The 11,883-nt window shown below is 73.7% G+C and carries 10 protein-coding genes and 1 riboswitch; of the genes, 2 read left to right on the plus strand and 8 right to left on the minus strand.

Translation table 11 applies throughout. The annotated features are described in order from the left end of the window. Positions 1-40: 40 nt before the first annotated feature. The gene (gene cobC, locus ACFWVP_RS30845; RefSeq protein WP_384501269.1) at positions 41-1,561 is read right to left on the minus strand and encodes an Rv2231c family pyridoxal phosphate-dependent protein CobC; all 1,521 of its coding nucleotides are present in this window, start codon (positions 1,559-1,561) and stop codon (positions 41-43) included. A 77-nt stretch (positions 1,562-1,638) separates the two neighbouring features. Between cobC and ACFWVP_RS30850 the strand changes: the two genes are divergently transcribed. Beyond that, entirely contained in the window at positions 1,639-2,361 is a 723-nt protein-coding gene (locus ACFWVP_RS30850; RefSeq protein WP_384501270.1) for a ZIP family metal transporter, read from the plus strand. 14 nt (positions 2,362-2,375) lie between these two features. Here the strand turns inward: ACFWVP_RS30850 and ACFWVP_RS30855 are convergent, their stop codons facing one another. The 7 genes from ACFWVP_RS30855 to ACFWVP_RS30885 form a co-directional block, all read right to left on the minus strand. Then, complete coding sequence (locus ACFWVP_RS30855; protein WP_384501271.1) at positions 2,376-3,722, minus strand: cobyrinate a,c-diamide synthase; 1,347 nt, start codon at positions 3,720-3,722, stop codon at positions 2,376-2,378. Then, positions 3,716-4,324 (minus strand): cob(I)yrinic acid a,c-diamide adenosyltransferase, encoded by a 609-nt coding sequence (cobO, locus tag ACFWVP_RS30860; protein WP_384501272.1) that lies wholly within the window; start codon positions 4,322-4,324, stop codon positions 3,716-3,718. Before cobO ends, ACFWVP_RS30855 begins: the two co-directional genes overlap by 7 nt. Continuing rightward, positions 4,324-6,345, minus strand: a complete 2,022-nt coding sequence (locus tag ACFWVP_RS30865) for a putative cobaltochelatase (protein ID WP_384501273.1) — start codon at positions 6,343-6,345, stop codon at positions 4,324-4,326. Before ACFWVP_RS30865 ends, cobO begins: the two co-directional genes overlap by 1 nt. Next, positions 6,342-8,027: a cobyric acid synthase gene (locus ACFWVP_RS30870; protein WP_384501274.1), complete on the minus strand. Its 1,686-nt coding sequence runs from the start codon at positions 8,025-8,027 to the stop codon at positions 6,342-6,344. The genes ACFWVP_RS30865 and ACFWVP_RS30870 overlap by 4 nt, the downstream gene beginning before the upstream one ends. Then, entirely contained in the window at positions 8,024-8,971 is a 948-nt protein-coding gene (locus tag ACFWVP_RS30875; protein ID WP_384501275.1) for a cobalamin biosynthesis protein, read from the minus strand. The genes ACFWVP_RS30870 and ACFWVP_RS30875 overlap by 4 nt, the downstream gene beginning before the upstream one ends. A 140-nt stretch (positions 8,972-9,111) precedes the next feature. Next, positions 9,112-9,241: riboswitch (cobalamin riboswitch) on the minus strand. Positions 9,242-9,389: 148 nt separating this feature from the next. Further along, positions 9,390-9,605 (minus strand): hypothetical protein, encoded by a 216-nt coding sequence (locus ACFWVP_RS30880; RefSeq protein ID WP_384501276.1) that lies wholly within the window; start codon positions 9,603-9,605, stop codon positions 9,390-9,392. A 12-nt stretch (positions 9,606-9,617) separates the two neighbouring features. Further along, entirely contained in the window at positions 9,618-10,880 is a 1,263-nt protein-coding gene (locus tag ACFWVP_RS30885; RefSeq protein ID WP_384501277.1) for an anion permease, read from the minus strand. A 279-nt stretch (positions 10,881-11,159) separates the two neighbouring features. On the opposite strand from ACFWVP_RS30885, the gene ACFWVP_RS30890 reads away from it, so the two are divergent. Continuing rightward, positions 11,160-11,819 (plus strand): class II aldolase/adducin family protein, encoded by a 660-nt coding sequence (locus ACFWVP_RS30890; RefSeq protein ID WP_384501278.1) that lies wholly within the window; start codon positions 11,160-11,162, stop codon positions 11,817-11,819. Positions 11,820-11,883 lie beyond the last annotated feature (64 nt).

Raw genomic sequence — 11,883 nt, forward strand, 5'->3', positions numbered from 1 at the left:
GTGCTCGCACGAGTGAGCACCGCTCCCCGCCCGGGGGCCGTCAGTCCGCGGCCCGCCGCGGCAGCCCCTGCAGCGCCAGATCGAGCGCCTGCAGGAACCGGTTGGTCGTCACCCGGTCACGCACGGCCAGCCGCAGCCAGTCGCCGCCCAGCCCGGGGAAGGTGTCCCCGCGCCGCGCCGCGAAGCCCAGTGACCGCAGCCGCTCCCGTACCTCGTCCGCCCGGTCCAGCCGGAGCAGGACGAACGGCCCCGCGGCCGGCTCCACCACCCGCACCTCACCGAACTCCGCGAGCCCGGCCAGCAGATGCGCCCGGTCCACCGTGACCCGGTCCGCCGCGTCGGCCGCCTCGACCAGGGCCCGCGGCTCCACGCACGCCTCGGCAGCCGCCAGCGCGGGCGAGGACACCGGCCACAGCGGCTGCGCCTCCTGGAGCAGGGCGACCGTCGCCGGATCCGCGAGTACGTAGCCGATCCGCAGCCCCGCCAGACCCCAGGTCTTGGTCAGGCTCCGCAGGACGACGAGCCCCGGGACGTCCGTACGCCCGCACAGCGCCTCCCGCTCGCCCGGAACGGCGTCCATGAACGCCTCGTCGACCACCAGCGTCCGCCCGGGCCGCGCCAGTTGCTCCAGTACGCCGGCGGGATGCAGCACCGACGTCGGATTGGTCGGATTGCCGATCACCACCAGGTCCGCGTCCTCGGGCACCGCCGCCGGATCCAGCCGGAAGCCCTCCTCCGGCCGTAGCACCACGCGTCCGACCTCGTGCCCGGCCGCGCGCAGCGCCGCCTCCGGTTCGGTGAACTGCGGATGCACCACGACCGGACGTCTGGCCGGCAACGCCCGTGCGATCAGCACGAACGCCTCCGCCGCGCCCGCCGTGAGCAGGACCCGTTCCTCCGGGAGCCCGTGCCGTCCGGCGACCGCCGCGCGTGCCGGACGCCCGTCCGGATAGGCGGCGAGCGAGCCCAGCGACGCGGCTATCCGCTCCCGCAGCCACGCGGGGGGCGTACCGGTCCGCACGTTCACGGCGAGATCGGTCAGGTCCAGGCCGCGTACTTCCGCGTCACCGTGGTGCCGCAGATCGGGCCCGGCGCTGTCGGGATGCTTGGTGTGCTTCGTGGGGGGGAGCATGGCAGCCATGGTGAACGGCCGGACGCGATTCGTCGACGCCGGGGTGCCGATCCGTGCGGACCGGCGGGCCACCGCGCAGGTCGCCGACGCCGACTTCCGCTTCGCGACCAGGAGTTCGTCCGCACCGGCGAGTGCGGCGGCCTCCGCGACGGACGGCGTCCCCGTGGCGGCCAGCGGCGCCCCCGACGGGTTCGGTACGCCAACGGCCGCCAGTGCCGCGGCCGTCCAGGAACGCACCGGCACGCCCAGCCCCGCCGCCGCACCCGCGATGCCCGGCTCCTCCGCCCTGGTGTCGAGCGTGGCCAGCTCCACCACGTCGGCGGCGGACAGCCCGGCCGCGCCCAGTGACTCCCGGACGAGCGCGAGCACCTCCGCGGCCGGGACACCACGACGGGCACCGACGCCGACGACCAGCGCGGCGCGGGTCATGAACGGGTCCTTCCGGGGAACACAGGTAAGGGCGGCCTCAGGTGCGGGACCGGGGGGCGATCGGCTAGCAAGGCCCCATGGCGGTATTCGTCGCGCTCGGCGCGTTCCTGATGACCCTGGCGGGTGGCTGGGTCGCGCAGCGCGTCACCGACCGCCGCCACCTGGTGCTCGGCTTCGCCGGAGGGCTGATGCTCGGCGTCGTCGGCCTCGACCTGCTGCCCGAGGCGGTGGAGGCGGCGGGCCAGGAGGTCTTCGGCGTCCCCGCCGCACTGCTGCTGTTCGTCGGGGGCTTCCTCGCGGCCCATCTCGTCGAGCGTTCGCTGGCCGTACGCCAGGCGGCACACGGGGCGGGCCAGGAACGGGTGCCGCAGGTCGGGATGACGGCGGCGGCCGCGATGGTCGGCCACAGCCTGATGGACGGCGTCGCGCTCGGCGCCGCCTTCCAGGTCGGCGGCGGCATGGGCGCGGCCGTCGCACTGGCCGTTATCACCCATGACTTCGCCGACGGTTTCAACACGTACACGATCACCAGCCTCTACGGGAACGCCCGCCGCAAGGCCCTCCTGATGCTGTACGCGGACGCGCTGGCCCCGATCGTGGGCGCGGCGACGACCTTGCTGTTCACCCTTCCGGAGGAACTGCTCGGCTGCTATCTCGGATTCTTCGGCGGGGCGCTCCTCTACCTCGCCGCCGCCGAGATCCTGCCCGAGGCCCACCATGAGCACCCGGCCCGCTCCACGCTGCTGTGCACCGTCGTGGGCGTGGGCTTCATCTGGCTGGTGGTCGGCGTCGCGGAGTGAACCCGCGACGCCGTTCACGCGCGGCACCGCTCCACGAACCGCCGGGCCACAGCGGGCTCGGCCGCCCAGTGGGTGTGCAGATAGCTCGCGTGCACCCCCTGCTGCACGAAGCCCTCCACCCGCCGTTCCGGCTGATGCAGGCCCCAGGCGGGCGTCGCACCCGCACCCGGCTCCAGCACCGTGCGGTGGAACTCGTGCCCGCGCAGCCGCGTCCCCGCCACCGCCAGCACACTGTCGGACACCGCCACCGCCTGCCGGTAGCCGAGCGTGAGGCGCTCTGACATCCGGGCCGACGCGTCCAGCACCCCGCACATCGGACGCCCGTCCAGCTCACGCGCCAGATACAGGAGCCCCGCGCACTCCGCCGCCACCGGGGCGCCGGACCCCGCCAGTTCGGTGACCGCCCTGCGCAGCGGCTCGTTCGCCGACAGCTCCGGCGCGTACACCTCCGGGAAGCCGCCGCCGATGACCAGCCCCGCCGTGCCCGCGGGCAGCTTCTCGTCGCGCAACGGGTCGAAGACCACCACCTCCGCGCCGGCCGCCGCCAGCAGCTCGGAGTGCTCCGCGTACGCGAACGTGAACGCGGCGCCGCCCGCCACCGCGACCACCGGCCGTGCCCCCTGCCCGGCCCGCGGCTCCGGCTCCCACTCCGCGTCGGGCAGCGCGGGCGCCGTACGGGCCAGCGCCAGCAACGCGTCCAGATCGCAGCCGGCCGCCACCCGCTCGCCCATCGCCCGTACGGCGTCGACGGCATCGGCCTGCCGCTCGGCCACCGGCACCAGACCCAGGTGACGCGAGGGCGTCACCACCTGCGGAGCCCGCCGCAGCGACCCCAGCACCGGCAGGCCCGTCTCGTCGAGGGCCTCCCGCAGCAGCGCCTCGTGCCGGTCGGACGCCACCTTGTTGAGGATCACCCCGCCGATCCGCACCTCCGGATCCCAGGAGGCGAAACCGTGCACGAGCGCCGCGACCGAACGGGACTGCGACGACGCGTCGACGACCAGCACGACAGGAGCCCGGAGCAGCTTCGACACCTGCGCGGTCGAGGCCAGCTCACCCTGCCCCGAGGCGCCGTCGTACAGCCCCATCACGCCCTCGACGACCGCCAGACCGGCACCGGCCGCCCCGTGCGCGAACAGCGGGGCGATCAGCTCCGGACCGCACATGTACGCGTCCAGATTGCGCCCCGGGCGGCCGGTGGCCAGCGCGTGGTAGCCGGGATCGATGTAGTCGGGTCCCACCTTGTGCGGCGACACGGCGAGACCCCGCCCGGTGAAGGCGGCCATCAGACCCGTGGCGACCGTGGTCTTGCCGGTGTTGGACGCCGGTGCCGCGATGACCAGACGGGGGACACTCACCACTCGATGCCCCTCTGGCCCTTCTGGCCCGCGTCCATCGGGTGCTTGACCTTCGACATGTCCGTCACCAGGTCGGCGGCCTCGATCAGCTTCGCCGGAGCGTTCCGCCCGGTGATCACCACGTGCTGCGTGCCCGGGCGGTCGCGCATCACCTCGACGACCTCGTCGGTGTCTATCCAGCCCCAGTGCATGGGGTAGGCGAACTCGTCGAGCACGTACAGCTTGTAGGTCTGCGCCGCCAGGTCGCGCTTGACCTGCTCCCAGCCCTCCCGGGCCTTCTCCTCGTTGTCGGAGTTGTCGCCGTGGATGCCCCGCTGGACCCAGGACCAGCCCTCGCCCATCTTGTGCCAGTCGACGCTGCCGCCCTCACCGCTCGCCCCGAGCACCCTCAGCGCGTTCTCCTCGCCGACCTTCCACTTCGCCGACTTCACGAACTGGAACACCCCGATCGGCCAGCCCTGGTTCCAGGCCCGCAGCGCGAGCCCGAAGGCGGCCGTCGACTTGCCCTTGCCGATGCCCGTGTGCACGAACAGAAGAGGACGATTACGCCGCTGACGTGTCGTCAGCCCGTCGTCCGGTACCGATACAGGCTGTCCCTGTGGCATTACGCGGCCCTCCCGGCTGCTTGAACGTCCTTGACCAGCCCGGCGATCGAATCGGCCCGCAGCTCGTCGAGCGTGACCGCGGTGCCCCCCAGATCCCGGGCGAGCTGTGCGGCGAGCCCGAGGCGCACGATCCCCGACTCGCAGTCCACGACGACGGACGCCGTGCCCTCGGCGGCGTGCAGCCGCCCCGCCCGCGCCGCGAGCGCCACCGGTTCGGGGCCACCCGTCGCCCGGCCGTCCGTCACCACGACGAGCAGCGGACGCCGCGACGGATCACGCAGCCGCTCCACGCGCAGCACGTCGTGCGCCCTCAGCAGCCCTGCGGCCAGCGGTGTACGCCCGCCCGTCGGCAACGACTCCAGCCGGGCCGCCGCCGCGTCCACCGACGACGTCGGCGGCAGCACGACCTCGGCGTCCTTGCCGCGGAACGTCACCAGCCCCACCTTGTCCCGCCGCTGGTAGGCATCCAGCAGCAGCGACATCACCGCGCCCTTCACCGCGCTCATCCGCTGCCGGGCCGCCATCGACCCCGAGGCGTCCACCACGAACAGCACCAGGTTTCCCTCGCGCCCCTCCCGCGTCGCCTGCCGCAGATCGTCACGCCGTACGACGAGCCCCCGCCCGGACCGCCCGCGCGCCCGCTGGTGCGGCGCCGCGGCCTGCACGGTGGCCGCCAGGTGCAGCTTCGTCAGGGCGCCCTCCGGCCGCCTGGCCCCGGTGGTCCGCCCGTGCTCCGTACGGGCCCGGGACCGTCGCCCGGCCGCACCCTCGCCGAGACCGGGCACGCTGAGCATCTTCGTACGGAACGGCTCCGAGGCGCGTACGGGCTGCTGCTCCCCGCCGTGCGACGGCGAGGGCCGCCCCTGCTCCGGGGCCTCGCCACCCTGCCCCGGACCGGAGTCACCGCTGCGGTCCGGGGCGTCGGGACCGGAGTCCTGCGGAGGCACCCCGCCACCGCCGCCGGGCCCGTCGGGATCGGGATCGGGCTCGCCGTCGCCCTCGCCCTCGTCGCCCGCCGCGTCCTTGAGCGTGTCGTCCAGCTTGTCCTCGTCCAGCCCCGGCGCGTCGAACGGATTGCGGCGGCGCCGGTGGGGGAGCGCGAGCAGGGCGGCCCGCCGCACGTCCTCGGCGGTGACCTCCTCACGCCCCGCCCACGCGGCCAGCGCGGTCGCGGTCCGGGCCATGACGATGTCGGCACGCATCCCGTCGACCTCGAACGCCGCGCACGTGGCCGCGATCTGCCGCAGCACACCGTCCCCGAGCACCACCCGGGGCAGCAGGACACGCGCGGCGGCGATCCGCTCCCGCAACGCGGCCTCCTCCGCGGCCCACCGGCCGGCGAACCCGGCGGGATCGTCGTCGTACGCGAGCCGCCGCCGCACGACCTCGACCCGCTGATCCGTGTCGCGGGAAGCCGCCACCTCGACGGTCAGCCCGAAGCGGTCCAGCAACTGCGGGCGCAGCTCCCCCTCTTCGGGGTTCATCGTCCCGACCAGCAGGAACCGCGCCGCATGCCGTACGGAGACGCCCTCGCGCTCGACGTACGAGGCACCCATGGCCGCGGCGTCCAGCAGCAGGTCCACCAGGTGGTCATGGAGCAGGTTGACCTCGTCCACGTACAGGATCCCGCGGTGCGCGTCGGCCAGGAGCCCCGGCTCGAACGCCTTCACGCCCTCCGAGAGGGCCCGCTCGATGTCGAGCGCGCCCACCAGCCGGTCCTCCGACGCGCCGACGGGCAGCTCCACGGTCCGCGCCGTCCGTGACACGCCGGTACCGGCCTCGTGCGGACCGTCGGGACACGCCGGATCGGGCCCGGCCGGGTCACACGAGAACCGGCACCCGGAGACCACGGACACCTCAGGCATCAGCGCGGCGAGGGCCCGCACGGCGGTGGACTTGGCGGTGCCCTTCTCACCCCGCACGAGCACCCCGCCGACGGCCGGACTGACGGCGTTGAGCAACAGCCCCAGCCGTAGATCGTCCTGTCCGACGATGGCGGTGAAGGGATACGGGGTACTCACAGTGCCTCCTCTGTCACGTGCACAACATCTCCAGCCACACCGGACGTCCGCTCCACGAACTCCGAACCACCCGGCTCCCGCTCCGCGGCCCGGGGCACGAGAACAAGCCCCTCCGGCGATCGAGGACCGGGGTCCGGGGCGGAGCCCCGATCACGGGAGGCCCCCCGGGGCGCCCCCGGCGGCACGAACGGCAACCCCCGCGGCGCCCCCTCGGAGATCAACCGCCACAACGCGTCCGTGTCCGCGTGCTCCTCGACCAGATCCCCCAGCCGATCCAGCTGCTCCTCCCGCAACGCCGCGAAACTCGTGTCCGGGGCGGCCACGAACCGCCGTCCCGCCGCCCGCGCCACCTCCTCCAGGAACCGCCGCCTAAACCCGTCGCTCTCCAGTGACCCGTGCCAGTGCGTCCCCCACACCGAGCCCACCCGGCACCCGTCCAGGAACGGCTCACCGCCGCGCACCTCGGCGACCCCGTGATGGATCTCGTACCCCTCCACGGGCTCCCCGAGCGCCGAGCCGACCGGCCGGCCCAGCACCTTCTCCCGGCCGAAACGGACCCGCACCGGCAGCAGTCCGAGCCCGTCGACCAGCCCCGCCCGCGACTCCACCTCGTCCTCGATCGACTCACCCAGCACCTGGAACCCGCCGCAGATGCCCAGCACCGGACGCCCCTCGGCGGCCCGCCGCGCCAGCGCGCCGGCCAGCCCCCGCTCACGCAGCCACGCGAGCGCCTTCACCGTGCCGCGCGTACCGGGCACGATCACCAGGTCCGCGTCCGCCAGCTCCTCGGCCCGGTCCACGAACCGCACCACCACACCCGGCTCGGCCGCCAGCGCGTCCACATCGGTGAAGTTCGACATCAGCGGCACGGCACACACCGCGACCCGCAGGACGTCCTCCCCGTGCGGCGGGGCGACGACCGACTCCCGGACGGCGCCGCGCATCGACACGCGCAGCCCGTCCTCCTCGTCGATGCCCAGACCGTGGGCGAACGGCAGCACCCCGTACGTCCGCCGGCCCGTGAGCTCGTACAGCATGTCCAGGCCGGGCTCCAGCAGCGAGACGTCACCCCGGAACTTGTTCACGAGGTACCCCGCGACCAGCTCCTGGTCCTCGGCGGCCAGCAGCGCCGTCGTACCGAAGAACGAGGCGAACACACCGCCCCGGTCGATGTCCCCGACGACCAGCACCGGGAAGCGCGCGGCCCGCGCGACACCCATGTTCACGATGTCCGTACGCCGCAGATTGATCTCGGCCGGACTGCCGGCCCCCTCGCAGATCACGGCGTCATACGTGCCCCGGAGCTGCTCCAGACAGTCCACGACCGTCCCGAACAGGGCTTCCTGGCGCCCCCCGTGATAGCCGCGCGCACTCATCTCACCGACCGGCCTCCCCATCAGGACCACCTGACTGGAACGGTCGCCGCCGGGCTTCAGCAGCACCGGATTCATCAGCGCGGTCGGCTCCACCCGGGCGGCCTGCGCCTGCATCGCCTGGGCGCGGCCGATCTCGGCACCCTCACGGGTGACGAAGGAGTTCAGCGACATGTTCTGGGCCTTGAACGGCGCGACCTTCACCCCCCGGCGCACCAGCCACCGGCAGATCCCCGCCGTGACGACGCTCTTGCCCGCGTCCGAGGTGGTCCCCGCGACCAGCAGTCCGCCGCCCGGTCCTGCGCTCATGCCCGACCCCTCCGTCCCACGGCCAGCCGCCCGGCCACACACACGCCGAGGGCCAGCACACTCACGCGGCGCGACAGCCGCACCGCGCGTTCGATGTCCGCGACCCGCACGTCCCGGCCCGCCTCCCCGTTGAGCACGGGCCGGTGCTCGACCCGTCCGCCGTACGCGAGGGTCCCGCCGAGCCGTACACCGAGCGCACCGGCGAACGAGGCCTCGACCGGGCCCGCGTTGGGGCTCGGATGCTTCCCGGCGTCGGCCCGCCAGGCCCGTACGGCCGCGCGCGGCTTTCCCCCGGAGGCCGCCGCGAGCACGGCCGTGAGGCGCGCGCCGGGCCAGCCGGCGAGGTCGTCGAGCCGGGCGGAGGCCCAGCCGTAGCGCAGGTGGCGCGGCGACCTGTGACCGACCATGGCGTCCAGGGTGTTGACGGCCCGGAACCCGACCAGGCCGGGCACCCCGCCCAGCGCACCCCACACCAGGGCCCCCACGACGGCGTCGGAGGTGTTCTCGGCGACGGACTCCACCACCGCGCGGGCGATCTGCCGCCCGTCGAGGGAGTACGGGTCACGGCCGCACAGGTGCGGCAGCCGCTCCCGGGCCAGCTCGATGTCACCGGCGGCGAGAGCGCCGCCGATGGCGCGGGCCTCGCGGCCCAGCGACGTACCGCCGACGACGGACCAGGTGGCGGCGGCGGTCAGGGCCACGGCCGCGGCGGGACGGTTCCGTACGGCGCGGGCGGCCAGGGCGGCGGCGCCGGCGGCGCCCCCGGCGCAGACCAGCGCGTGCAGGGCGCCCCGGCCGCGGTCGTCGCGCCACAGCCGGTTCTCGACGCCTGCCGCGGCCCGCCCGAAGGCGGCGACGGGATGGCCCCGCCGGGGATCACCGAGCAGCAGGTCGCCGATCAGACCGGCGGCGGCGCCGTACGCGAAGATGCGGTCGGCTCGCACGGCTCAGCCGGCCGTCGCGCCTCGGAGGACCTTCGTCACGGGTGGCGCAACGGGTGATGCAGGGACCGACGCACGGCAGCCAGGCATGGCAGATGTCCTCACTCAGGGTCCGCGCCCTGGTTCGACGTGACCGGCGACGAGAGTCTCCTGGCTTCCGGATCCGCGGCTTCCCCGGCCTTCCGGCCCGCGATGGCGGGCCGTGACCTCCATGAGGGGGCTGCTCCCCGGTGACAGTGGCGGGACCGCGCCGGATTCGCACCGGCTTCCTCTCCTGTCGCCGTAAACGGCTCCGGCAGTCCACCACGCCCCGCGAACGCCCGTCAACCTGCCGTTGACCTGCGAGGCTTCAGTGTGCGCAGACGCACACCGGGCCGGACACACAGGTGTGTGTCCGGCCCGGTGCGACCACCTGCGGTGGTCAGGCGACGATCAGATAGATCCCGTACGCCACGGCCGCCACGCACAGCGCGAAGGAGGCGTACGCGCCGGAGCGCGTCATCACGGAGGAGGCGCCCCCCGCCGTCGGCGCCTTGGCGAGACCGATGATGCCGAGGGTGAAGAGGCCGACCAGTGCGACGGTGACCACGAGGCTGACGCCGAAGACGGAAGCGAGAGCTGCCCAGTCGATGTTCATGCGGATCTGTCCTTACACCGTGGCCGGTCGGGCCGGGTCGGCCGGGGTTCCGGCCGTCGGGGCCGGGGCCGGGATGGTGGTCTTGAGGTCCGGGACGCCGGAGCCGACGGGCGGCGGGCTGACGGCCGCGATGGCGGTGGTGACGACACCCGCGGGCTCGGCGTCGGTCGCGTTGACGTTGGTGTGGTCGACCGGCTTGCGGCGCGACAGCGTCCAGATGGCTCCGGAGCCCGCCACGAGGAGCACCGCGACGACGCCGACGCCCCACGGGCCCTGCTTCGTGAGGAACTCCGCGCCCGCGCCGATCAGACCGGCGGCCGGCAGGGTCAGGCCCCAGGCGACGAACATCCGGGTGGCGGTGGACCAGCGGACCACGCCGCCCTTGCGTCCGAGGCCCGCGCCCATCACGGCGCCGGAGCAGGACTGGGTGGTGGAGAGCGAGAAACCGAGGTGCGAGGAGGCCAGGATGACGGTGGCCGCACTGGTCTGGGCGGCGAAGCCCTGCGGCGGCCTGAGGTCGGTGAGGCCGCTGCCCATGGTGCGGATGATGCGCCAGCCGCCGAGGTAGGTGCCCATCGCGATGGCGATACCGGCGGAGGCGATGACCCAGACCGGCGGGTTGGAGCCGGGGGCGAGGACGCCGCCGGTGACCAGGGCCAGGGTGATGATGCCCATCGTCTTCTGCGCGTCGTTGGTGCCGTGGGCGAGGGAGACGAGACCGGCCGAGGCGATCTGGCCTGCCCGGTAGCCCTTGGCGGTCGACTTCAGCTGCGCCTCGTCGGTGATCTTCCGGTTGAGGCGGTACGTCAGCTTCGTGGCCAGCAGCGCGGCCAGACCGGCGACGAGAGGGGCGGCGATCGCGGGCAGCAGGACCTTGGTGACGACGGTCCCGCCGTTGATGGAGGACCAGCCGGCCGACATCACCGCGGCGCCGATGAGCCCGCCGAAGAGTGCGTGGGACGAGCTGGAGGGCAGGCCCACCAGCCAGGTCAGGAGATTCCACAGGATGGCGCCGACGAGCGCCGCGAAGATGACCTCGGTTCTGAGGCCGTTCTCGTTGATGATCCCGCCGGAGATCGTCTTGGCGACCTCCACCGACAGGAACGCGCCGACGAGGTTGAGAACGGCGGACATGGCCACCGCTGTCTTGGGCTTGAGGGCGCCGGTCGAGATGGTGGTCGCCATCGCGTTGGCGGTGTCGTGGAAACCGTTCGTGAAATCGAACACGAGAGCTGTCACGACCACAATCGCAAGCAGCAGCGTGATGTGTTCCATTTACCCAGGCAATCGTTCGACGTCAGTGGCTGTAGGAACGTAAGCAACCTGGATGAACGGAAGGTGAACTAGGCAGGGCGTTGTGGTGACCCCAAGCGCGTACGGGTATTCCGCTTGTGTGTGCGAGGAGTTGCCGGGACCCTTTGTGGCACTGCGGGTACCGGCCTCCGGCCGACCCCCGCGCGCCTGCCAACTGCCGGATTTGTCCCATTGAAGAGACGTCGGTCACGTCACCGGGACGGCCCCGGCGGAACGACCCGGCCGGCCTAGGATCACCGCATGAGCGACCAGGATCGGGACGCGATCGCACAGGCATGGGCCGGCGTCGTCGCCACGGCCCGCAGGACGGCCGCGGAGGGGCTGGTCGTCGGCACCTCGGGGAACGTCTCGGCACGGGTCGGCGGGACCGTCCTGGTCACCCCCACCGGGGTGCCCTACGACCGGCTGGGACCCGACGACGCCGTCGGCGTCGACCTCGAAGGGCGCCAGGTGCTCGGCGAGCTGGCGCCGACCAGCGAACTCCCCCTCCACCTGGCCGTCTACGGCAGCACCGGCGCCGCGGCCGTCGTCCACACCCACGCCGTGCACGCCACCGCCGTCTCCACGCTCGTCACCGAGGTGCCGCTCGTGCACTACGCCGCCGCGATGCTCGGCGGGCCGGTCCGCACTGCCCCCTACGCCCGCTACGGGACACCCGAGCTCGCGCGCCACATGCTCGCCGCCCTGCGTGACCGCACCGGCTGCCTCCTGCGGAACCACGGCACCGTCACCTACGGGGACACCCTCGAAGAGGCCTACGACCGCACCGCCCAGCTCGAATGGCTGTGCCGGCTCTGGCTCACCGCGAGCTCCGTGCCGGGCCACAGCCCGGCACTGCTCACCCGGGCCCAGCTGCGTGACGTCCAGGACGCCCTGGAGGACTACGGCCAGCCCGGCTGACGGCGGGCCCGGAACCGGACGGCCCCGCCCCACTGGCCGTCCGGACCGCGGGCCGGGACACTGG

This window comes from Streptomyces sp. NPDC058637, from assembly GCF_042717325.1.
Classification (GTDB): domain Bacteria; phylum Actinomycetota; class Actinomycetes; order Streptomycetales; family Streptomycetaceae; genus Streptomyces.

What these genes read in the sequence shown, in the direction of transcription:
- cobC (WP_384501269.1), bottom strand. Translation starts at nt 1,561, where the DNA reads ATGACCCGCGCCGCGCTGGTCGTCGGCGTCGGTGCCCGTCGTGGTGTC.
- ACFWVP_RS30870 (WP_384501274.1), bottom strand. Translation starts at nt 8,027, where the DNA reads ATGAGCGCAGGACCGGGCGGCGGACTGCTGGTCGCGGGGACCACCTCG.
- ACFWVP_RS30885 (WP_384501277.1), bottom strand. Translation starts at nt 10,880, where the DNA reads ATGGAACACATCACGCTGCTGCTTGCGATTGTGGTCGTGACAGCTCTC.
- ACFWVP_RS30880 (WP_384501276.1), bottom strand. Translation starts at nt 9,605, where the DNA reads ATGAACATCGACTGGGCAGCTCTCGCTTCCGTCTTCGGCGTCAGCCTC.
- cobO (WP_384501272.1), bottom strand. Translation starts at nt 4,324, where the DNA reads ATGCCACAGGGACAGCCTGTATCGGTACCGGACGACGGGCTGACGACA.
- ACFWVP_RS30890 (WP_384501278.1), top strand. Translation starts at nt 11,160, where the DNA reads ATGAGCGACCAGGATCGGGACGCGATCGCACAGGCATGGGCCGGCGTC.
- ACFWVP_RS30850 (WP_384501270.1), top strand. Translation starts at nt 1,639, where the DNA reads ATGGCGGTATTCGTCGCGCTCGGCGCGTTCCTGATGACCCTGGCGGGT.